This window comes from Streptomyces sp. NBC_00271, assembly GCF_036178845.1.
Classification (GTDB): Bacteria; Actinomycetota; Actinomycetes; order Streptomycetales; family Streptomycetaceae; genus Streptomyces.
In genome coordinates this window covers 7,773,161-7,795,489 of record NZ_CP108070.1, presented here as the reverse complement: position 1 = coordinate 7,795,489, position 22,329 = coordinate 7,773,161, and the positions used below count along the sequence as shown (strand labels likewise).

Genomic DNA, 22,329 nt, shown 5'->3' with positions numbered 1-22,329 from the left:
TTCCTCGACCGGGAGGCGGAAAGGGGTCGCCTGAGTGCCGCGACGACCCACCCTCCGGTGTCCGTCGCGGGCCTGGGCGGGCCCTATGCCAAGAGGAGGAACATGCGCCCTAACGTAACAGCGGGCGCCAAGAGTCGACAGGTACGCACACCCCCACCCTCAAGGGGCGCGAGAATCCGGGGCGAAGCCCCGTCCTAGGGGCGCGGGGAACTGCGCGGCCAGCCCCCACCGGCCCGCAGCCAAACGAATCGGGTGGTCGGGGGATGCGGGGCGAAGCCCCCGCCTCAGGGGCGCGGGGAACTGCGCGGCCAGCCCCCACCGGCCCGCAGGCGAAGAACCCGCCCGGGGGTCTGGGGGCGGAGCCCCCGGGACGGGATGGGACGGGTAGGGGCGGCGGGGGCGAGGAAAGCCGGCCTCAGCTCTCCGTCAGGCCCGCCACCAACGAGTCCGCCGCCCGGTAGGGATCCAGCTCCCCCGCCACGATCCGCTCCGCGAGCGCACTGAGACGACGGTCACCATGAAGGTCACCGATACGTTGACGCAGCGCCGTGACGGCGATCGTCTCGACCTCCTGGGACGCCCGGGCGAGACGACGCTCGGCGAGGACACCGTGCTCCTCCATCCAGGCGTGGTGCTTCTCCAGGGCCTCGACGACCTCGTCGATGCCCTCGCCCCGCGCCGCGACCGTCTTGACGATCGGCGGCCGCCAGTCCCCGGGCCCTCGGGACTCGCCGAGCCCGAGCATGTGGTTCAGCTCACGCGCGGTCGCGTCGGCACCGTCCCGGTCGGCCTTGTTCACCACGTACACGTCGCCGATCTCCAGGATTCCGGCCTTCGCCGCCTGGATGCCGTCGCCCATGCCGGGGGCGAGCAGGACCACCGAGGTGTCCGCCTGGGAGGCGATCTCCACCTCCGACTGGCCCACGCCGACCGTCTCCACCAGGATCACGTCACAGCCCGCCGCGTCCAGGACGCGGATGGCCTGGGGGGCCGCCCAGGCCAGACCGCCCAGATGGCCTCGCGTGGCCATCGAGCGGATGTAGACGCCGGGGTCGGAGGCGTGCTCGGACATGCGGACACGGTCGCCGAGCAGGGCGCCTCCGGAGAACGGCGAGGACGGGTCGACGGCCAGGACCCCGACCCGCTTGCCCTGCCGCCGGTACGCCGTCACCAGCGCCGAGGTCGAGGTCGACTTGCCCACGCCCGGAGAGCCGGTGAGCCCGACGACGTACGCGTTGCCGGTCAGCGGGGCCAGCGCCGCCATGACCTCGCGCAACTGCGGGGACGCCCCCTCCACCAGGGAGATCAGCCGGGCCACGGCCCGCGGCCTGCCTTCCCTGGCCTGGGCCACCAGCGAGGAGACGTCCTGCATCACAGCTCCGTTCAGCTCCGTTCAGATCCGTACGCACCGGGGTCGTACGGAAGGGGACAACGGCTTCAGGCCTTGGGTACCCGCACGATCAGCGCGTCACCCTGCCCGCCGCCACCGCACAGCGCCGCCGCGCCGACCCCGCCGCCGCGCCGCTTGAGCTCCAGGGCGAGGTGCAGCACGAGGCGGGCGCCGGACATCCCGATCGGGTGACCGAGGGCGATGGCACCACCGTTGACGTTCACCTTTTCCGTGGATACGCCGAGGTCCTTCATTGACTGCACGGCGACCGCGGCGAACGCCTCGTTGATCTCGATCAGGTCGAGGTCGGAGACGTCGAGGCCCTCCTTCTTCAGGGCGTGCAGGATCGCGTTCGAGGGCTGGGACTGGAGCGAGTTGTCCGGACCTGCGACGTTCCCGTGCGCGCCGATCTCGGCGATCCACTGGAGGCCGAGCTCCTGCGCCTTGGTCTTGCTCATCACGACCACGGCCGCGGCGCCGTCGGAGATCTGCGAGGAGGTGCCCGCCGTGATCGTGCCGTCCCGGGTGAAGGCGGGGCGCAGCTTGGCCAGCGACTCCGCCGTCGTCTCGGCGCGGATGCCCTCGTCCTTGCTGAAGACGACGGGCTCGCCCTTGCGCTGCGGAATCTCCACGGGCGTGATCTCCGCCTCGAAGATGCCGTTCTTCTGGGCGGCGGCCGCACGCTGGTGGGAGAGGGCCGCGATCTCGTCCTGCTCCGGGCGGGCGATGCCCAGGCGTGTGTTGTGCTTCTCCGTCGACTCGCCCATGGCGATGTTCTCGAAGGCGTCGGTGAGACCGTCGTACGCCATCGCGTCGAGCATCTCGATCGCGCCGTACTTGAAGCCTTCGCGGGACTTGGGGAGCAGGTGGGGCGCGTTCGTCATGGACTCCTGGCCGCCCGCGACCACGATGTCGAATTCACCCGCGCGGATCAGCTGGTCCGCGAGCGCGATGGCGTCGAGACCGGACAGACACACCTTGTTGATCGTGAGCGCCGGGACGCTCATCGGGATGCCCGCCTTGACCGCGGCCTGGCGTGCCGGGATCTGGCCCGCCCCGGCCTGCAGCACCTGGCCCATGATCACGTACTGCACCTGGTCGCCACCGATCCCCGCACGGTCGAGGGCGGCCTTGATCGCGAAGCCTCCGAGGTCGGCCCCGGAGAAGGACTTCAGCGAGCCCAGCAACCGTCCCATGGGCGTTCGGGCGCCCGCGACGATCACCGAGGTACTGCTGTTCGTTCCAGACATGAGGTGCGATCCCCTTACCGGCTGCACAGCCGAGGAGTGAACGAGGGTTTACTTGAATGTACTGAGCGGTAGGCCACCCGTCATCCGGCAGTCAGTGTGATCGCGCGCACGTTGCGTAACCGCCGTATGAGCGCTGCACTGACTCCATGCTGACGCGAATCGACCACATCGGTATCGCCTGCTTCGACCTCGACGCGACTGTCGAGTTCTACCGGGCGACGTACGGCTTCGAGGTCTTCCACTCCGAGGTCAACGAGGAGCAGGGCGTCCGCGAGGCCATGCTCAAGATCAATGAGACGTCCGACGGCGGCGCCTCCTACCTCCAGCTCCTGGAGCCGACCCGCGAGGACTCGGCCGTCGGGAAGTGGCTGGCGAAGAACGGCGAAGGGGTCCATCACATCGCGTTCGGTACGGCGGACGTCGACGCCGATGCCGCCGATATCAGGGAGAAAGGCGTACGAGTCCTCTACGACGAGCCCCGACGCGGCTCCATGGGGTCACGAATCACGTTCCTTCACCCGAAGGATTGCCATGGTGTCCTGACAGAACTGGTCACTTCGGCGGCTGTTGAGTCACCTGAGCACTGACCTCCGTATATCTGGGCCGGTAGGGTTGGGGGTGGCCGCTGCCGTTTCGGGGCGGCCCAGGGCCTGTCCGGCGACAGGCCCTGAGGTCATGCCGTCCTGAGGACGGCGTGGTCAAAGGGCCGGGGTCCAGGTTTCGGGGGACGAGCGTCGGGGCGACAGCCCGTGCTCCGCTGTTGATCTGACACCATTCCCCGGGGGCCCCGTTCGGCGGATGGACGGGGTTCGTTTGGAGAGACTTGCGACCAGGGGACGGATGGGACCGCGCAGTGCGGGGCTACGAACGCCAGGAGCGAGAGCCGGCGGCTGACGTCGACCACCTCTCTCGGTTCGAGGCCGAGATGGAACGGCTGAAGACCGAGCGGGAGAAGGCCGTCCAGCACGCCGAGGACCTCGGCTATCAGGTCGAGGTGCTGCGCGCCAAGCTGCACGAGGCGCGCCGCAGTCTGGCGACCCGGCCTGCCTACGACAGCGGTGGCGACCTCGGCTATCAGGCCGAGCAGTTGCTCCGTAATGCCCAGATCCAGGCCGATCAGCTGCGCGCCGACGCCGAGCGCGAGATGAGCCAGGCCCGGGCGCAGACGCAGCGCATCCTCCAGGAGCACGCCGAGCAGGCCGCCCGGTTGCAGGCGGAGCTGCACCAGGAGGCGGTCGCGCGCCGCCAGCAGCTCGATCAGGAGCTGGCCGAGCGCCGTCAGACCGTCGAGTCGCACGTCAACGAGAACGTGGCGTGGGCCGAGCAGCTGCGCGCCCGCAGCGAGCAGCAGGCCCGCCGGCTCCTGGAGGAGTCGCGCGCGGAGGCGGACCAGGCGCTGAGTGCCGCCCGTGCGGAGGCCGAGCGGACCGCCGCCGAGGCCCGCCAGCGGCTGGCGAACGACGCCGAGTCGGCCCGCGCGGAGGCCGAGGCGCTGCTGCGCCGGGCCCGCACGGACGCCGAGCGGCTGCTGAACGCCGCGTCGACGCAGGCCCAGGAGGCCACCGACCACGCCGAGCAGCTGCGCAGCTCCACGGCGAACGAGTCGGACAGCGCCCGTCGCCAGGCCACCGAGCTGAGCCGGGCCGCCGAGCAGCGCATGTCGGAGGCCGAGTCGGCACTGCGCGAGGCGCGGGCCGAGGCGGACAAGGTCGTCGCCGAGGCGAAGGAGGCCGCGGCCAAGGCTCTGGCGAGCGCCGAGTCGGCGAACGAGCAGCGCACGCGTACGGCGAAGGAACAGGTCGCCCGGCTGGTCAGCGAGGCCACCAAGGAGGCGGAGACCACCAAGTCCGACGCCGAGCAGGCCGTCGCGGACGCCAAGGCCAAGGCCGAGAAGATCGTCGCGGAGGCCGAGGAGACCGCGCGCAGCCTCACCGCCGAGGAGACCGCCTCCCAGCTCTCCAAGGCGGCCCGTACCGCCGAGGACGTCCTGAACAAGGCGTCCGATGACGCCAAGGCGACCAGGAAGGCGGCGGCCGAGGAGGCCGAGCGGATCCGCACCGAGGCGGAGTCCGAGGCGGACCGGCTGCGTGCCGAGGCGCACGACATCGCCGAGCAGCTCAAGGGCACGGCGAAGGACGACACCAAGGAGTACCGCGCCAAGACGGTCGAGCTGCAGGAGGAGGCGCGCCGGCTGCGCGGCGAGGCCGAGCAGCTGCGCTCCGAGGCCAATGCCGAGGGCGAGCGGATCCGCTCCGAGGCCCGGCGCGAGGCCGTCCAGCAGATCGAGGAGGCGGCCAAGACCGCCGAAGAGCTGCTCGCGAAGGCCAAGGCGGACGCGGACGAGCTGCGGAACACGGCCACCGGCGACAGCGAGCGGGTGCGCACCGAGGCCATCGAGCGTGCCACGACGCTGCGCCGCCAGGCCGAGGAGACCCTGGAGCGCACGCGCAAGGAGGCCGAGCGCAACCGCGAGGAGGCCGTCGAGCTCTCCGACACGATCAAGGCGGAGGCCGAGCGGGCCGCCGAGACGCTGCGCGAGGAGACCGAGCGCGCCATAGCGGCCCGTCGGACGGAGGCCGCCGAGGAGCTGACCCGGCTGCACACCGAGGCCGAGCAGCGGCTCGCCTCGGCCGAGCAGGCGCTGAGCGACGCACGGGCGGACGCCGAGCGGATCCGCCGCGAGGCTGCCGAGGAGAGCGACCGGCTGCGTTCGGAGGCCGCCGAGCGGATCCGTACGCTTCAGGCGCAGGCCGAGGCGGAGGCGGACCGGCTGCGCAACGAGGCCGCCGCGGACGCCTCCACGTCGCGCGCCGAGGGCGAGAACATCGCCGTACGACTGCGTTCGGAGGCCGCGGCGGAGGCCGAGCGGCTGAAGTCGGAGGCCCAGGACAGCGCCGACCGGGTACGGGCGGAGGCCCAGGCCGCGGCCGAGCGGCTGGCCACCGAGGGCGCGGAGACACTGGCCGCCGCCCAGGAGGAGGCCGCCCGGCGGCGCCGCGAGGCCGAGGAACTCCTCGGTTCCGCTCGCCAGGAGGCCGACCAGGAGCGCGAGCGGGCCCGCGAGCAGAGCGAGGAGCTCCTCGCCTCCGCGCGCAACCGTGTCGACGAGGCCCAGGCCGAGGCCGTACGGCTGGTCGAGGAGGCCGACCGGCGCGCGACCGAGATGGTCTCCAGCGCCGAGCAGACCGCGCAGCAGGTGCGCGACGCCGTGGCGGGGCTGCACGAGCAGGCCCAGGAGGAGATCACCGGCCTGCGCAGCGCCGCCGAGCACGCGGCGGACCGGACCAGGACCGAGGCGCAGGAGGAGGCGGACCGGGTCCGCGCCGACGCGTACGCGGAGCGGGAGCGGGCCTCCGAGGACGCGAGCCGTATCCGGCGCGAGGCGGCCGAGGAGACGGACGCCGCCAAGTCGCTCGCGGAGCGTACGGTTTCGGAGGCGATCGCCGAGTCCGAGCGGCTGCGTTCGGAAGCCGCCGAGCACGCCCAGCGGGTGCGCACCGAGGCCTCCGACACCATCGCGAACGCCGAGCAGGAGGCTTCGCGCAGCCGTGCCGAGGCCCGGGAGGACGCGAACCGGATCCGTTCGGACGCGGCCACGCAGGTCGACACGCTCATCACCGAGGCGCGCTCCGAGGCGGAGCGGCTGACGAACGAGACGAACGCCGAGGCCGAGCGCGTGCGCGCGGAGTCCGTGGCCAAGGCCGAGCGGCTGATCTCGGACGCGACCGGGGACGCGGAGCGGCTGCGGGCCGAGGCCGCCGAGACGGTCGGTTCCGCGCAGCAGCACGCCGAGCGGATCCGCAGCGAGTCCGAGCGGGTCAAGGCCGAGGCGGCGGCGGAGGCCGAGCGGCTCACGTCCGGTGCCCGCGAGGAGGCCGACCGGACGCTGGACGCGGCACGCCGGGAGGCCAACAAGCGGCGCTCCGAGGCGGCCGAGCAGGTCGACACCCTCATCTCGGAGACGGCGTCCGAGGCGGACAAGCTGCTCGCCGAGGCGCAGCAGAGCGCGCAGAAGACCACGGCGGACGCCGAGTCGCAGGCCGACACGATGGTGGGCGCGGCACGCAACGAGGCCGAGCGGCTGGTCTCCGAGGCGACCGTCGAGGGCAACACCATGGTGGAGCGGTCCCGTACGGACGCGGACGAGCTGCTGGTCGGCGCGCGCCGGGACGCGACCGCCATAAGGGAGCGGGCGGAGGAGCTGCGCGACCGCGTCACCACCGAGATCGAGGAACTGCACGAGCGGGCCAGGCGTGAGTCGGCCGAGGCGATGAAGACGGCCGGTGATCGCTGCGACGCGCTGGTGCGGGCCGCCGAGGACCAGCTCGCCGAGGCCGAGGCGAAGGCGAAGGACCTGGTCTCGGAGGCCAACTCCGAGGCGAGCAAGGTCCGTATCGCCGCGGTCAAGAAGGCCGAGGGGCTCCTCAAGGAGGCCGAGCAGAAGAAGAGCTCGCTCATCGCGGAGGCGACGGAGATCAAGGCCGAGGCCATCCGCGAGGCGCGGGCCGCGGTCGAGGAGGGCAAGCGCGAGCTGGAGGTGCTGATCCGCCGGCGCGAGGACATCAACGCCGAGATCTCCCGTGTCCAGGATGTCCTGGAGGCGTTGGAGTCCTTTGAGGCCCCGTCCGCAGGCAAGGACGGCGCGGTCAAAGCGGGCGCTGCCGCCGGCGCAACTCGTTCGAGTGGCAAGTCGTCAGAAGGCTAGCCATAACCACCCATTCCGTGCTTTGCGCGGACCTTTGCCACAGGTTCTGGCAAGCCGTCTGACAGTTAGCCACCCAAAAGGAGTCTCATTCTCCAGATCAAACACGCATCCGCTCGATGACACACCGCTTTGGCCCCTAGGATTCCCCCTATCACCTCACCGGTCTCATTCGACAGGAACCCCATGAGCGACACTTCCCCCTACGGCTTCGAGCTTGTGCGGCGTGGGTACGACCGCGCTCAGGTGGACGAACGCATTTCGAAGCTCGTCTCCGACCGTGACAGCGCTCTGGCCCGTATCACTGCTCTCGAAAAGCGCATCGAGGAACTCCACCTCGAAACGCAGAACGCCCAGGCCCAGGTCACCGACGCCGAACCGTCGTACGCGGGTCTCGGCGCGCGTGTCGAGAAGATCCTCCGCCTCGCCGAGGAGGAGGCGAAGGATCTGCGCGAGGAGGCCCGTCGCGCGTCCGAGCAGCACCGTGAGCTCGCCGAGTCGGCCGCCCAGCAGGTCCGCAACGACGCAGAATCGTTCGCTGCGGACCGCAAGTCCAAGGCCGAGGACGAGGGCGTCCGGATCGTCGAGAAGGCCAAGAGCGACGCCTCCCAGCTGCGCCAGGAGGCGCAGAAGGACGCGCAGTCCAAGCGCGAGGAGGCGGACGCCCTCTTCGAGGAGACCCGTGCCAAGGCCGCGCAGGCCGCCGCCGACTTCGAGACGAACCTCGCCAAGCGCCGCGAGCAGTCCGAGCGCGACCTGGCGTCGCGTCAGGCCAAGGCCGAGAAGCGCCTCGCGGAAATCGAGCACCGCGCGGAGCAGCTCCGCCTGGAGGCCGAGAAGCTGCGCACGGACGCCGAGCGCCGCGCCCGCCAGACGGTGGAGACGGCCCAGCGCCAGGCCGAGGACATCGTGGCCGACGCGAACGCCAAGGCCGACCGCATCCGCTCGGAATCCGAGCGCGAGCTGGCGGCGCTGACGAACCGTCGCGACTCGATCAACGCTCAGCTCACGAACGTCCGCGAGATGCTCGCGACGCTCACGGGCGCCGCGGTGGCCGCCGCGACCACGCCGGCCGAGGACGAGCCGATCTCCCGCGGGGTTCCGGCCCAGCAGTCCCGGTAGGTTCGGGTAGTTTCCGGCAATACTCCGACCCGCGCTCTCTTCTCGGGAGCGCGGGTCGTTGGCGTGCCCCGTGAGAGGCGCGGGGCCGTGACATGGTGCGGCTCCGCCACGTGGGCGCGACACGCCACGACGGCGCGGCATTCGGAGACGGTGAACATGCGGCAAACACACCGCCGCCCAAGTGGCACGGCCCCATACCGCGTCCTACCGTGTGCGCATGATCGAGCTAGAGGGGCTGACCAAGCGGTACGGCGAGAAGGTGGCGGTCAACCATCTGACCTTCACCGTCAGACCCGGTATCGTCACGGGGTTCCTCGGTCCGAACGGCGCGGGCAAGTCCACGACGATGCGGATGATGCTCGGCCTCGACCGCCCCACCGCGGGCGACGTACGCATCGACGGGCAGCACTACGACCACCTCAAGGAACCGCTGAAGTACATCGGCGCCCTGCTGGACGCCAAGGCCATGCACGGCGGCCGCAGCGCCTTCAACCACCTCCTCTGTCTCGCCCAGAGCAACGGCATCCCCAAGGCGCGGGTCGACGAGGTCCTGGACACCGTGGGCCTCACCTCGGTGGCCAGGAAGAAGGCCAAGGGCTTCTCGCTCGGCATGGGCCAACGACTGGGCATCGCGGGCGCGCTGCTCGGCGACCCGCGGATCCTCATGTTCGACGAGCCGGTCAACGGCCTCGACCCCGAGGGCATCCACTGGATCCGCAACCTGATGAAGTCGCTGGCCGGCCAGGGCCGTACGGTCTTCGTGTCGAGTCACCTCATGAGCGAGATGGCGCTGACCGCGGATCACCTCGTCGTCATCGGCCAGGGCCGCCTCCTCGCGGACACCTCCATGGCCGACTTCATCGCGCAGAACTCGCGGTCGTACGTCCGTATCCGCTCCCCCCAGCGCGAGCGGCTGCTCGACGTCCTGCACGGGGCGGGGATCACCGTCGTCGAGAGCGGCAGCGGGGCGCTGGAGGTGGACGGCGCGAAGTCGGAGCAGATCGGTGAGCTGGCCGCGCAGCACCAGATCGTGCTGCACGAGCTGAGCCCCCAGCAGGCCTCCCTGGAGGAGGCGTTCATGCAGCTGACCGCGGAGTCGGTGGAGTACCACGCGCACACCGATGCGCCGCCCCAGCAGTGGGGCGGCGGCTGGAACAAGGAGACCTGAGCATGGCGGCGACCCAGGTCCTCAAGTCCGAGTGGACCAAGATCCGGTCCGTCGCGTCCACGGTCTGGACGCTCAGTCTCGCCGCGGTGGTCACGATCGCGCTGGGCATCCTGATCTCGCTGCTGTCGAAGAACGAGTTCGACAAGATGGGCGACAACGAACGGCTCTCCTTCGACCCGACGTACATCAGCTTCGCGGGGATGAGCCTCGGCCAGCTCGCGATGATCGTGTTCGGGGTGCTCGTGGTCGGCAACGAGTACAGCACCGGCATGATCCGCACCTCGCTGGCCGCGGTCCCGCAGCGCGCCACGTTCCTCTTCAGCAAGATCGCGGTGGCGGCGGGGCTCGCCCTCGTCGTCGGCATGATCACCAGCTTCATCGCCTTCTTCCTGGGACAGGCGGCGCTCGGCACGCACAGCGCGTCGGTCAGCGACTCCGGGGTGCTGCGCGCGGTGATCGGCGGCGGCCTCTACATGACGCTGATCGCGGTCTTCTCGATGGGCGTCGCGACGATGCTGCGCAGCCCGATGCTCTCGCTCGGCATCCTCATGCCGTTCTTCTTCCTGATCTCCAACATCCTCGGCGCGGTGTCGGCGACCAAGAAGATCGGCCGCTATCTGCCCGACCAGGCCGGTAGCAAGATCATGCGGGTGGTGACCCCGATCGGCGACGACACCCCGTACGGACCCTGGGGCGGCCTGGCGATCATGGTCCTGTGGGTGGTCGCGGCGCTCCTCGGGGGCTATCTGCTGCTGAAGCGGCGGGACGCCTAGACATTCAGGGCCTGGAGTCCTCCGGACACTCAGGGCCTCGGGTCCTCGCCGTTCGGGTGGGGTTCCAGGGCGTCGAAGTCCGTCCAGCCCTCCCAGCGCCACACGTCCTTGCCCAGGTCCGGCTGGAGCGGCACGAAGCGGCCGAGTTCGAAGTCGCCCGCCTCCAGGTCGAACCAGCGCTCGTCGGCGACCTCGGTGCCCAGGCCCACGGTGCGCGCCGTCAGCCGGACGAGGAGCTTGACGCCGTACGAGCCGGACAGGTCCTTGCCCTGGATACGCCGGAACGGCAGTTCGGCCACCGGTGCCTCGACCGGTATCCACACGGTGAACGGCGCCCCGCGCTCGACCGCGAGCCAGTACCGCTCGTCGGCCGGTTCGCCCTGCGCGTCCAGGACCTTCAGCCACTGCTTGTAGATGACCAGGCTGCCGTCGTGCGGGGAGCGCTCCAGGTAACGCAGATGGGCACGGGCGCGCAGATCCACGACGGACAGGTTGTCGAAGCGGTTGTAGAAACGGACGGCGATGATCGCGTCCTCGCTGTCGGCGTGGCGCCTCGAGTAGCCGGGGAAGTCCGCGGTCCAGGCGTGCGAGATGCTGGCGCGCTGCCGCCAGACGAACGGCCGCAGCGCGAACATCTTGATCAGGACGATGCCCAGCAGCACCGCGGGCACCAGGGAGCCCGTGACGGAGGCGACCGTGGCGAGCAGTTGGTGCGCGGTGCTGTCCGGCTCGGGGGCGAGATTGTCCGTACCGACACTCGCCCGCAGCACCGCGAGGCTGAGGTCGAAGAGCCGCTCCCCGCTCGAGAACCGCTGCGCCATCGACCGCGACGAGTGCTCGGTGAGCGTCCACGCGGTCGCGATGACGACGGAGAGCCCCGCCAGTGCGCCCAGCGTCATCAAGAGGAGGGCGTGGACGGTACGTCCGGCGATCCACCAGCGAACGGACGTACGGAAGCGCGGATGGGCCCGTCCCCGCCTTGAGGACCCCACCCGACTCCACCCACGTCTCATCAACCTCAACTCATCTCCCCCGTAACCCACTTCGCCCCCACTCGTACAATGGGACGGCATGATTCCCGGTGTCCGTTCCGGCCAACCCCGCCCCGACGGGGAGACCAAGCCCCACCCCGGGTACACCTCGCGTGAAAGGCTGTTGCCCGTATCGCGCGACCACCCCCGAAGGGCGTCACCGTGACGACGAAGGACCGAAGCCTGCAGGCGCTGGGCCTGGACGACGTGCCCGCGAAGCAGCCGCTCACCTATCCCGGCCGTCCCACCACCGAGCCCTCGCTGCTCACCGGCGGCGAACTGCTCCAGCTCGACGTGCGGCCGTTGCGGCTCGGCGAGTGGTACGTGGAGGAGCGCCAGGAGCAGCAGCGGCTCGACGAGGCGCTCGCCGACCTCGGCCAGGTCGGCACCGGGCACCGCCACCCGGTGATCGCCGTCGGCTCCAACGCCTCCCCCGGCCAGGTCGCCCACAAGCTGACCCGGCTCGGCATCCCGGCGACGGTGCCGATGGTGCCGGTGCGGGTGCACGGCATCGGGGTGGGCTGCTCGGGACACATCAGTCCGGCGGGGTACGTGGCGGGGACGCCGTACGTCGACCCGCGCGCCGAGACCACGCTCGTCGTCACCTGGCTGGACTCGACGCAGCTGAAGGCGGTCGACGACACCGAGTTCCCTGACTACCGGCGGGCGATACTCCCGGGCGACACGTTCGCGATGACGATGCCCTCCGGGGAGCGGCTCGGCGGCGCGTACATCTACTTCAGCGCGCACGGGGTGCTCGCCGATCCGGCCACCGGGCAGCCGCGTCCGGGCGGCGGCGACCAGGCGGAGCTGCTCGCCGCGCTGCTGGCCGGCTCCGCCCGGCTGCGCGAACTGCTCGGCCCCGACCCGTCCACCTGGGTGCGGCGCGCGGGAGCCGACCGCGCGCTGCGCGAGCGGGGCACGCTGGTCTTCGGTGAGGAGGGCTGGGTACTGCCGCAGACGGACTTCCTGCCGTACATCGACGACGCGTCCGAGCTGCGGCTGTACGACGACCTGCCGCCGCTGGACGACTCACTTCCGCGGCGGGCGTGAGGGGTGCCCGGTATCGGGTGCGGAGGTTCCGTTTCCAGCCTGACCAGGCAGGACGGGTACCTGACAAAGGAAGGCTGCGGGTAAGGCCCCAGGTAAGACTGTTGCCCCAGCCGTCCCCCACGTGACCTGCACATTTTTACTTTCTCTTGAGTGGAACCGTCAACGCCCCGATATCCTCCTAACCCTTACGGGGGCGTGCGCCCCGACGTCCTGAACCTTTCGATGGGTGCGGAGCATGATCGAGGCAGTCGGCCTGACGAAGCGCTACGGCGCCAAGACGGCCGTGTACAACCTTTCCTTCCAGGTGCGGCCGGGTGCCGTCACCGGCTTCCTCGGGCCCAACGGCTCGGGCAAGTCGACGACGATGCGGATGATCCTCGGCCTCGACAACCCCACCTCGGGGCAGGTCACCATCGGGGGCTTCCCCTACCGCAAGCTGCCCAACGCGCCCCGCCAGGTCGGCGCGCTCCTCGACGCCAAGGCCGTGCACGGCGGTCGGCACGCCCGCAACCACCTGCTCTGCCTCGCCCAGTTGTCGGGCATCCCGGCCCGCCGGGTCGACGAGGTGCTCGGTGTGGTCGGGCTGCAGGACGTGGCCAAGAAGCGCTCCAAGGGCTTCTCGCTCGGCATGGGGCAGCGGCTCGGCATCGCGGCCGCGCTCCTCGGCGACCCTCAGGTGCTGCTCTTCGACGAGCCGGTCAACGGCCTCGACCCCGAGGGCATCCTCTGGGTCCGCAACCTGATGAAGGCGCTCGCGGCGGAGGGCCGCACGGTCTTCGTCTCCTCGCACCTGATGAGCGAGATGGCGCTGACCGCCGACCACCTGATCGTGATCGGCCGCGGTCAACTGCTCGCCGACCAGAACATCAGGGACTTCATCTCGCACAACTCGGCCGACTTCGCCCGGGTCCGCACCCCGGAGACCGAGCCGCAGCAGCGCGAGAAGCTGACCGCCGCGCTCACCGAGGCGGGCGGCCAGGTGCTGCCCGAGCAGGACGGCGCGCTGCGCGTGATGGGCCTGCCGCTGCCCCGCATCAGCGACCTCGCGCACTCCGCCGACGTACGCCTGTGGGAGCTCTCTCCGCACCAGGCCTCGCTGGAGGAGGCGTACATGCGGATGACACAGGGCGCCGTCGACTACCGCTCCACCATCGACCAGAAGGCCGGGCTCCAGCAGGAGCTGCCGCCGGGCGCCATGCCGCCGCCGCAGTTGCCGGTCGCGGGCCAGGGCCAGCCGGGCTGGTACGCACCGCCGCCGCCCCAGCAGGGCGGGCAGCCGTTCGCGATGCCGCAGGGCGCCCCACAGGCGGGTCCCTACGGCGCTCCGGGCGCCCCGGGTGCCGCGGACGTCAATCCGTATGCCCAGCCCGCTCCCCAGACCCCCGCGCAGCCGCCTGCCGCGCCCCCGGCGCCCGCCGCTCCCGCCACCCCCGACCTGACCAAGCCCGAGGACGCCCGATGAGCACGCCCCCGCCCCCGATGCCGCAGCAGGCCGCCGCTGCCCCCACCTGGCAGGCGGCGCCCGGCACTTCGTACAGCTCGCCGATCCCGGTCACCCGCACCCACCTCGGCCACGCGCTCACCTCCGAGTGGACGAAGATCAAGTCGGTGCGCTCGACGCTCTGGACGCTCGGCATCTTCCTGCTCCTGGTGGTCGGCATCGGCTTCCTGGTCGCCGCGCAGACCCAGGACTCCGACTTCAGCGACGTGCCGTACACGATCCCGGCCTTCTTCGGGCTGATCCTCGGCCAGATCTGCCTGATCACGCTGGGCGTCCTGGTCGTCTCCTCGGAGTACGGCACGGGCATGATCCGCACGACCTTCACGGCCTCGCCGCAGCGCCACCGGGTGCTCACCGCCAAGTTGATCATCTTCTTCGCGGTGGCGTTCGCCGTCTCGGTGTTCTCCATCGGCCTGGTCGGCCTCATGACCTCGGCCATGCACAGCGGCTCCTCGCACGTCTCCTGGGGCGGCACGGTCGTCAAGGGCGCGCTGTACGTCTCGCTCCTCGGCGTCCTGTCCCTCGCGGTGGGCTCGATGCTGCGGCACTCGGCGGGCGCGATCACCACGATGCTCGGTGTCGTGCTGGTGCCCGCGATCCTGCCCGCGTTCCTGATGATCTCGCAGAGCATGCGCACGATCGGCGAGAAGATGCAGGAGTACGCCGCTCCCAACGCCCTCGCCAGGGTCTTCGCGCTGGACAACGAGAACGGCGGCGGCGGCGCGCAGCTCGGCCTGCTCGCCGGGGTGACGGCGGCGGCGATCGCCGGCGCGTACGTGCTGCTGGAGCGCCGGGACGTGTGAGTCCGCTCCGGCCCGAAGTGGCCTAGAACCTGGGCGCGTTACGGGACCGCTGCACCCTTGAGGTGCGGCGGTCCTTCGCGTTCCAGCAGGCCTTGTGCCAGTGCCGGCGCTCGTCGACGCCCGAGTGCTCCGGCCAGGCCACCACGTGCGGGACGCCGGAGGGGATCATCTGGTCGCAGCCCGGGCAGCGGTAGGTCTTTCCCTCGGCGCTGGCGCCCGCCACATGACGCACGCTCCACTCCTCGCCCTGCCAGCTCTCCGTGGACTGCCAGCCGCCGTACCGCCCGGAGCGGTCGTCCTCCGCGCTCCGGTCGGAGGGGTCGGAACCCTTGGGACGGTTGCGACGCGGGGACACAGGACACCTCACGGAGCTATACAGGGAGCAGGGTCTGCTCCAGCCTACGCGGAGCAGACAGGGGTAGCCGTACCCCACCAACCCCCTCAGATCGCCCTCCCGTCGGCTCATTCTGCAGACAATCCGCAAATCTCTCCGACAGGCCGTGTCCTCGGCACGTGTCGGGCGGTTATGCCGGTGGGGGAGCTCCGCGTCGGAGCCGAGGAAGCAGGAAAGCACCATGCACGTTGGAAGTTTTGTACTGGCGGCCCAGTTCCCGGGCCAGGGCCAAGGGGAGGCCCTGCACCGCGCGGTGCGCACGGCCGAGGTCGCCGACGAGGCCGGGCTCGACGCGGTGTGGCTGGCCGAGCACCACTTCGTGCCGTACGGGACGTGCCCGTCGGCGGTCACCCTGGCCGCCCTGCTGCTGGGCCGCACCAGCCGCATCCGCGTGGGTACGGCGGTGAGCGTACTGCCCACCGTCCACCCCGTCGCCCTCGGCGAGCAGGCCGCGCTGCTGCACGTGACGTCCGGCGGCCGTTTCACACTGGGCGTGGGCCGGGGCGGGCCCTGGGTGGACCTGGAGGTCTTCGGCGCGGGCCTGGAGGCATACGAGAAGGGGTTCCCGGAATCACTCGATCTGCTGGTGCGCTGGCTCCGCGAGCCGTCCGTGGCAGGGCGGGGCGAGCGGTTCAGGTTCCGCGAAGTGCCCGTCGTGCCCCGGCCGTCGGAGTCACTGAGCGGCTCCCCGGGCCCCGAGGTCGTCGTCGCGTGCACCTCGCCGGCGAGCGTGCGGCTCGCCGCCGAGCGGGGGCTGCCGATGCTCCTCGGTATGCATGTCGGTGACGAGGAGAAGGCCGAAATGGTATCCCTGTGGCGGCAGTTGGCGCGTGTGGCGGGACGTTCGACGGACGAGATCCTCGGCGCGGCCCATGTGTCGGCCGGCGTCTGCCAGATCGCGGACCGTCGCACCGACGCCGTCGAGGCACTCCTCAAGGCGATGCCGGGCTGGCTGAGGCAGGGGCTGGACGCGCATGTGACGGTCGACGGCCGCGCCCGCGCGATGCGGGACCCGCTGGCGTACACGGAACTCCTGTGCGGGCTGCACCCAGTGGGCACGCCGCGCCTGTGCGCCGACCGTCTCGCGGCCACCTCGGAGCGCACCGGCATCTCCCGCTTCGCCCTCCTCGTCGAGGGCTCCGGCGACCTGGCGGCGACCGAGGAGAACGTCCAACGGCTCGGCGCCGAGGTACTCCCCCACCTCCGCTGAGACAGGTCACCGCGGACGGCGTGGGCCCGGGAGAGGGTGCGGGCGCCCTGGGCCCACCAAGGGTCTCCAGGGCCCCACAACCGACTTGTCCCGCCCCGCGGCCCGGACAAACTCGGTCTCCTCCCTGACCCGACGCACACACCCACCCACGATCCACGTCCCGCCGTCGGCCCGGGGACCCGGGGGAGCCTGCCGCCCCGTACAGATGCACCTCCCGCGTACGGAGCGGCAAGCAATGCGGCATCAAGGCGTCACGTCAGCAGTCTCGGAACTCCGGCGACTGATTCAGCAGCTGACTGCGCACCGAGGTGAAGCGTGCCAGCGTGTCGTCCACTGAGGTGTCCAGTGGGAACACCGCCACCCGATGGCAGTTCTGGAAGGCCAGCCGCACACCGAAGTGCCGCTGCAGCGCGCCGCGTATCGCGTCACTCGCGAGCGCACGCAGCAGCTGGCCACGCGCCTGCTCGTCCGGCGGAGGCGTCTGGTTGTCGGCGAAGTTGCCGCCGTCCACCTTCAGCTGAGCCACCAGGGAGCTGATCATCTCCCATGCGTAGGGCAGGGAGGTCCGGACGCAGTCGACGAATTCTGCTTCGTCGACCTCGCCTCGCTCGGCCTTCTCGAGTAGGGCCGGTGAGACGTCGAGCGACATGGGTTCTCCTCTCGCACCCCCAGACCTCGGGGGTTGCCGGACAGGTAAGGGACATTCGCGATATCGAACACTCTGAGTACACGCATCGCGACCTCCCGTTTATACGGTAAGCAACGTACGGTGACGGCACCAGGAGAATGCGCACATAGCGAACTCCCAGTAGGCCCACAATCAGCCACGACCGAACAGGCGTCTTCCAGGGCGAATCGCGTGGACCTCTGCCCGTCGAGTAGCGTTGCGGACCATGCGTCTCGTCATTGCCCGCTGCTCCGTTGACTACGCGGGCCGGCTCACCGCCCATCTCCCGTCGGCCCCTCGTCTCATCCTGGTGAAGGCGGACGGCAGCGTCTCGATCCACGCTGACGACCGGGCCTACAAGCCCCTCAACTGGATGTCGCCGCCCTGCACCCTGAAGGAGGGCTCCGGCGACGAGGAGGGCGTCTGGACCGTCATCAACAAGGCGGGCGAGAAGCTCATCATCACGATGGAGGAAGTCCTCCACGACTCCTCGCACGAACTCGGCGTGGACCCCGGCCTGATCAAGGACGGCGTGGAAGCGCACCTCCAGGAGCTCCTCGCCGACCGCATCGAAACGCTCGGCGAGGGCTACACGCTCATCCGCCGCGAGTACATGACGGCCATCGGCCCCGTCGACATCCTGTGCCGCGACGGCGAGGGCCAGACCGTCGCGATCGAGATCAAGCGCCGCGGCGAGATCGACGGCGTGGAGCAGCTCACCCGCTACCTGGAGCTGCTCAACCGCGACCCGCACCTCGCGCCGGTCCGTGGCGTCTTCGCCGCCCAGGAGATCAAGCCGCAGGCGCGCGTCCTCGCCACGGACCGCGGCATCGGCTGCACGGTCCTGGACTACGACGCGCTGCGGGGCATCGAGGACGACAAGCTGCGGTTGTTCTGATTCGAACGACTTTGACTCAATCGGTCATGTAGTCCAGCGGTCAGAAGTGAGGGCCGGGTCCGATGTCGGACCCGGCCCTCACCTTTGTCGTGGCGCTCAGAGTCGTAGTGCTCAGATCACCGAGCCGTTCGGCGACCCGGCGGCGCCGCTGCTCGCCGGAACACTCGCGGAACTGCTGTGCGGGGCACTGGCAGTGGTGCTCGCGGGGATGCTGGAGGCGGGGCCGCTGGCGGAGTTCGAGTTGGAGGGCGCCGTCGTCGTCGGGGTGGGTGTCTCAGTGGGCGTCGGCGTGTCCGTCGGTGTGTCCGACGGCGTCTGGGTCGGCGTCTTGGTCGGCGTCTGCGAGGGCGTCTTGGTCGGCGTCTTCGACGGGGTCTTGGACGGCGACTTGGACGGCGACGTCGACGTACCGCCGCCCCCGTGCGTCCCACTCGGGCTGGCCGAAGGCCGCCCGCTCGTGCTCGTCGGCGGGGTCGGGTCGTCCGAGGTCCCGTACGTGCCGTCGGGGCCCGGATCCGTCGGCGTGGTCACCACGCCCGCGTCGCTGTCGCCCCCGCCGCCCTTCTTCGCCTTGTCGGCACCGAGGCTGTCGTCCTGGCCGCCCTGGCTGGCCGAGGGATTGACCCCGACCTTCTCGGACGGGTTGTCGGTGTTGTTGTTCGAGGTCGCGCCGAGCGTCACCACGGTGCCGAGCACCGCGACGAGCAGCGCGCCCGCGCCCGCGGCCACCAGGTTGCGCCGGGTGCCGGCCACCAGACGACTGCCCACGCCCACGCCCACGCGCTTCGACGCCGGACCCGGTTCGACCCGGTTGGTGACCAGCGTCGAGGGCTCCCCGACCGGGGCGGAGAGCACGAACGCGGCCGGTACGCCGCCGGGCGGCGATGCCGACTCCTCGTGCCGCGCGTCGGGCACCTCCTCGCCCGCCGCCGTGCGCCCGCCGGGCAGTACGGCCCCGGAGCGGTCGGCGACCAGCGCGAGGGCCCGGCGGCCCGCGACGGTGCCACGCTTGTCGGCGAGGGCACCGCGCAGCCCGATGGAGGACTCCAGCTCGGCGCGGGCCCGGTCCAGCTGACCGCCGCAGAGCGCGAGGATGCCCAACTCGTGGTGGAAGTAGGCCTGTTCGCCGACCTCGCCGGCGAGCCGGGAGGCCTCCGCGCCGGAGCGCAGCGCGCGCTCCCAGGCGTTCCAGTTCAGTCCCGCGGCGAAGGCGGGCGCGGCCGTGCGGGCCAGCTGCACGGCGACGCTCTCGTCCTGCTCGTCGGCCGGGGCCGTGGTGAGCGGGACCAGGACGGTGAGGGCGGCGAGCACGGCGTCGGCCTCGGCGCAGACCCGTTCCGGGGTGACCGAGGGGTGTCCGGCCCACCAGGTGTAGTGCTGGGCCGCGGTGCGGGCCTGCTCCTCCAGCCCGTCGGCGTATCCGGCGGCCTCCAGCTGGGCCTGCACACCGGCGGCGAGCCGGTAGCGGGAGCCGACCGGGGAGACCAGCGCGCAGCCCGCCAGTTCGGCGAGCGCGGCGTCGGCGTGGGTGTCGTCCACGAGGGCGGGCAGATGCGTCTGGTGCGGCACCTCGCCGCCGAGCGCGATGGCGAAGCGCAGGGTGGCGCGGGCCGACCCGCTCAGGCGGGAGGCGAGCAGCGCGGCGGGCGCGGCCCCCTCGGCGAGCGAGGGCAGCGGTACGACGTGGCCGTCGGCGGCCTCGAAGGGCGCGTCGACCGGCAGGTCGACCGGGGCGTCCTGGAAGACACCGAAGTCGTCGAAGGCGTTCTCCTTGGCCTGCAACTGGTCGCGCTGTCGCAGCAGGGCGCCGGCCTGCATGAAGCGCAGCGGCAGGCCCTCGGACTCGAACCAGAGGTCGCCCGCCCAGTTCGCCTCCTCCTCGGTCAGCACGCGTCCGACGGTCCGCTCCAGGAGCTCGAGGCCGCCGCTGCGGTCGAGTCCGCCGAGGAAGACCTCTTCGAGGAGGGAGTCGGCGGAGGGCGCGGGGACGTCGGGGGTCGCGGCGATGGCGAAGGCGCACTCGGGGGTGGCGTCGAGGAGTTCGTCGAGCGCGGTGCCGCCGATCTCCACGTCGTCGAGGACGACGACCGCGCCGATCCCGTGGACGAGTTCGAGCAGTTCGTCCCGTTCGGGACGGTACAGGGGCGCGTTGTAGACGGCGGCGAACAGGTCGTACAGCAGGTCGGTCGCCGTGCGCCGGTATCCGGAGAGGCGGACGACGCCGTCGGGGGCGAGGTCCGCGCAGTCGTCGGCGACGGCGTCGAGCAGGCTGGTGCGGCCGGAGCCGGCGGGGCCGGTGAGGCGTACGGAACGCCCGCGCGCCAGCAGGCGGACGAGCCGCTCGCGCTCCTCCTGACGCTCCAGGAGCGGCAGTCGGGGCTGGGCGGGGCCCGGCGGTACGGGCGGCAGGGCGGCGCGGGCCAGATCGGCACGCTCGGCGGCGCTGAACTTCGTGGGCCGCTGCGGTCGCTCTCCCGGCGGGCAGACCTCTATCTCGCTGCCGTCGACGGGGTTGACCGTGAGCAGGAAGTCGCCCGAAACGAGTTGGACGGTACGGGCGAGTGCGGGTGTGTGCTGGCCAAGGTCGGCGGTGAGCGCATCACGCGGCGGGCGCGAGCGAGGCGCCTGGCCGTCGTCGTCATGGCCGTACTCTTCGGGTCCCCGGTTGTTCGGGTCCATGTTCCAAGCCCCCCAAAAGCGTCGGGTGCGGATCTTGTCGCCGGGAGTCCGGTGACAAGGACCCAGGCCCCTCCCGGCCTTGCTGCACACCGCGCTGTCGCTTCTGGTCCGGTGCCCGCTCGTAGGGTTTCGGGTGGCGGGCAGCCGAACCCTAAACCTTCGCACAGTATCTCCGACAGGCCGGGGTACCGCGCCGTCCGAGACGTCACAGTCTCGTGAGGATTGTGCGCGAGGTGCCTTTCGTGCGCCGCTCAGGAGGCGTACGCCGGGTCACACCCGGGGCAGTGACTCGACTCCGATGCCGCCCTCGATCGCGAGGATCCGGTGCAGCCGGGTGGCCACGAGCAGGCGCTGCATCTGTGGTGGTACGCGGCGCAGCACGAGGCGTCGGCCGCACCGCCCGGCCCTTCGGTGGGCCCCCATGATGACACCGAGCCCGGTGGCGTCCCAGGAGTCCAGCTCGGACAGGTCCAGCACCAGGTCGCCGACTCCGTCGTCGACGGCCGAGTGCAGGACCGTACGGGCGTCCGCCGCGCTGCGTACGTCGAGGCGGCCCCCGACGACCAGCTCGGCGTGGTCGCCCCTGATGTACATATGCGCTCCCCGAGAGTGCGTCTCGTACTCTGCGTCAGTCTCTCTGCGTCAGCGTCGGTCCGCGTTTTGCGTGTGCACCGTCTGACTGGCTTGAGGCCGCAGAGGTTGCCGTCTGTAAGCGAACCGATACCGAATTCACCTCATGGGGTGACACCCCAGAGGCACGTGCGGTTTCCGTGACGGGTGATGCTGGATGACTCACTTGATTCAGTGCTTGTAGAAGCCCTGCCCGCTCTTGCGCCCGATGTCACCGGCGTCAACCATCCGGCGCATCAGCTCCGGCGGGGCGAACTTCTCGTCCTGGGTCTCGGTGTAGATGTTGCCCGTGGCGTGCAGGAGGATGTCGACGCCCGTGAGGTCCGCCGTGGCGAGCGGGCCCATGGCGTGGCCGAAGCCCAGTTTGCAGGCGAGGTCGATGTCCTCGGCGGTGGCCACGCCGGACTCGTACAGCTTGGTGGCCTCGACGACGAGCGCGGAGATGAGCCGGGTCGTCACGAAGCCGGCCACGTCGCGGTTGACGACGATGCAGGTCTTGCCGACGGACTCGGCGAACTCCCGTGCAGTGGCGAGGGTTTCGTCGCTCGTCTTGTATCCGCGCACCAGTTCGCACAGCTGCATCATCGGCACGGGCGAGAAGAAGTGGACGCCGACGACCCGCTCCGGGCGCTCGGTGGCCGCGGCGATCTTGGTGATCGGGATGGCGGAGGTGTTCGAGGCGAGCACGGTGTCGTCCCGCACGATCTTGTCGAGCGCGCGGAAGATGTCGTGCTTGACCTCGAGCTTCTCGAAGACGGCCTCGACGACGATGTCCGCGTCCGCGGCGGCGTCGAGATCGGTGGTCGCGGTGATCCGGCCGAGCGCGGCCTCGGCGTCGTGCGCCTCCAGCCTGCCCTTGCTCACGAACTTGTCGTACGAGGCCTTGATGCCGTCGATGCCGCGCGTGAGCGCCTCGTCGGTGACATCGCGCAGAACGACGTCCCAGCCCGCCTGCGCGGACACCTGAGCGATACCGGACCCCATGAGTCCGGCTCCGATGACGGCGAGCTTCCCTGCCACTGTGCGACTCCCTTGACGCGCTGTGTTGACGTCTGCCT

The 22,329-nt window shown here is 70.9% G+C and carries 18 protein-coding genes; 10 read left to right on the top strand and 8 right to left on the bottom strand.

Annotation, left to right across the window (positions count from 1 at the left end):
• Nucleotides 1–415: 415 nt before the first annotated feature.
• Nucleotides 416–1,372, bottom strand: coding sequence for a methylmalonyl Co-A mutase-associated GTPase MeaB (meaB, locus tag OG798_RS35545; protein WP_121414992.1), 957 nt, complete (start codon nt 1,370–1,372; stop codon nt 416–418).
• 65 nt (nt 1,373–1,437) lie between these two features.
• Nucleotides 1,438–2,640, bottom strand: coding sequence for an acetyl-CoA C-acetyltransferase (locus OG798_RS35540; RefSeq protein ID WP_095852558.1), 1,203 nt, complete (start codon nt 2,638–2,640; stop codon nt 1,438–1,440).
• Nucleotides 2,641–2,786: 146 nt separating this feature from the next.
• On the opposite strand from OG798_RS35540, the gene mce reads away from it, so the two are divergent.
• From mce to OG798_RS35515, 5 genes are all read left to right on the top strand, one after another.
• Entirely contained in the window at nt 2,787–3,227 is a 441-nt protein-coding gene (mce, locus tag OG798_RS35535) for a methylmalonyl-CoA epimerase (protein ID WP_054233200.1), read from the top strand.
• 266 nt (nt 3,228–3,493) lie between these two features.
• Complete coding sequence (gene scy, locus OG798_RS35530) at nt 3,494–7,345, top strand: polarized growth protein Scy (protein ID WP_328758275.1); 3,852 nt, start codon at nt 3,494–3,496, stop codon at nt 7,343–7,345.
• A 183-nt stretch (nt 7,346–7,528) separates the two neighbouring features.
• Nucleotides 7,529–8,464 carry a cellulose-binding protein gene (locus OG798_RS35525; RefSeq protein ID WP_095852560.1) on the top strand — a complete coding sequence of 312 codons (936 nt, stop codon included), beginning with the start codon at nt 7,529–7,531 and terminating at the stop codon, nt 8,462–8,464.
• Between the two features lie 217 nt (nt 8,465–8,681).
• A complete protein-coding gene (locus OG798_RS35520; protein ID WP_121414994.1) occupies nt 8,682–9,632 on the top strand; it encodes an ABC transporter ATP-binding protein in 951 nt (316 codons plus the stop codon).
• Nucleotides 9,633–9,634: 2 nt separating this feature from the next.
• A complete protein-coding gene (locus OG798_RS35515; protein WP_121414995.1) occupies nt 9,635–10,405 on the top strand; it encodes an ABC transporter permease in 771 nt (256 codons plus the stop codon).
• Nucleotides 10,406–10,434: 29 nt separating this feature from the next.
• Here OG798_RS35515 and OG798_RS35510 read toward each other — a convergent pair whose 3' ends face one another.
• Nucleotides 10,435–11,304 (bottom strand): hypothetical protein, encoded by an 870-nt coding sequence (locus OG798_RS35510; RefSeq protein ID WP_095852562.1) that lies wholly within the window; start codon nt 11,302–11,304, stop codon nt 10,435–10,437.
• A 294-nt stretch (nt 11,305–11,598) separates the two neighbouring features.
• Between OG798_RS35510 and OG798_RS35505 the strand changes: the two genes are divergently transcribed.
• The 3 genes from OG798_RS35505 (at nt 11,599) to OG798_RS35495 (ending at nt 14,793) form a co-directional block, all read left to right on the top strand.
• The gene (locus OG798_RS35505; RefSeq protein WP_267062853.1) at nt 11,599–12,489 is read left to right on the top strand and encodes a hypothetical protein; all 891 of its coding nucleotides are present in this window, start codon (nt 11,599–11,601) and stop codon (nt 12,487–12,489) included.
• 235 nt (nt 12,490–12,724) lie between these two features.
• Nucleotides 12,725–13,951 carry an ABC transporter ATP-binding protein gene (locus tag OG798_RS35500; RefSeq protein ID WP_267062852.1) on the top strand — a complete coding sequence of 409 codons (1,227 nt, stop codon included), beginning with the start codon at nt 12,725–12,727 and terminating at the stop codon, nt 13,949–13,951.
• Entirely contained in the window at nt 13,948–14,793 is an 846-nt protein-coding gene (locus tag OG798_RS35495) for an ABC transporter permease subunit (protein ID WP_095852564.1), read from the top strand. The genes OG798_RS35500 and OG798_RS35495 overlap by 4 nt, the downstream gene beginning before the upstream one ends.
• Before the next feature lie 22 nt (nt 14,794–14,815).
• Here the strand turns inward: OG798_RS35495 and OG798_RS35490 are convergent, their stop codons facing one another.
• Nucleotides 14,816–15,148, bottom strand: coding sequence for a hypothetical protein (locus OG798_RS35490; RefSeq protein WP_054233208.1), 333 nt, complete (start codon nt 15,146–15,148; stop codon nt 14,816–14,818).
• A 220-nt stretch (nt 15,149–15,368) separates the two neighbouring features.
• Between OG798_RS35490 and OG798_RS35485 the strand changes: the two genes are divergently transcribed.
• A complete protein-coding gene (locus OG798_RS35485) occupies nt 15,369–16,397 on the top strand; it encodes an LLM class flavin-dependent oxidoreductase (RefSeq protein WP_328758274.1) in 1,029 nt (342 codons plus the stop codon).
• Between the two features lie 256 nt (nt 16,398–16,653).
• Here OG798_RS35485 and OG798_RS35480 read toward each other — a convergent pair whose 3' ends face one another.
• On the bottom strand, nt 16,654–17,046 hold the full coding sequence (locus OG798_RS35480; RefSeq protein WP_067369067.1) for an SCO5389 family protein: 393 nt from the start codon (nt 17,044–17,046) through the stop codon (nt 16,654–16,656).
• Between the two features lie 244 nt (nt 17,047–17,290).
• Between OG798_RS35480 and nucS the strand changes: the two genes are divergently transcribed.
• The gene (nucS, locus tag OG798_RS35475; protein WP_060901300.1) at nt 17,291–17,962 is read left to right on the top strand and encodes an endonuclease NucS; all 672 of its coding nucleotides are present in this window, start codon (nt 17,291–17,293) and stop codon (nt 17,960–17,962) included.
• Between the two features lie 111 nt (nt 17,963–18,073).
• Here the strand turns inward: nucS and OG798_RS35470 are convergent, their stop codons facing one another.
• The 3 genes from OG798_RS35470 to OG798_RS35460 all read right to left on the bottom strand — a co-directional run bounded on the left by OG798_RS35470 (nt 18,074) and on the right by OG798_RS35460 (nt 22,291).
• Entirely contained in the window at nt 18,074–20,641 is a 2,568-nt protein-coding gene (locus OG798_RS35470; protein ID WP_267062851.1) for an ATP-binding protein, read from the bottom strand.
• Between the two features lie 270 nt (nt 20,642–20,911).
• Nucleotides 20,912–21,235, bottom strand: a complete 324-nt coding sequence (locus OG798_RS35465; protein ID WP_030596935.1) for an STAS domain-containing protein — start codon at nt 21,233–21,235, stop codon at nt 20,912–20,914.
• Nucleotides 21,236–21,442: 207 nt separating this feature from the next.
• Entirely contained in the window at nt 21,443–22,291 is an 849-nt protein-coding gene (locus tag OG798_RS35460) for a 3-hydroxyacyl-CoA dehydrogenase family protein (RefSeq protein WP_095852567.1), read from the bottom strand.
• Between the last annotated feature and the right edge of the window lie 38 nt (nt 22,292–22,329).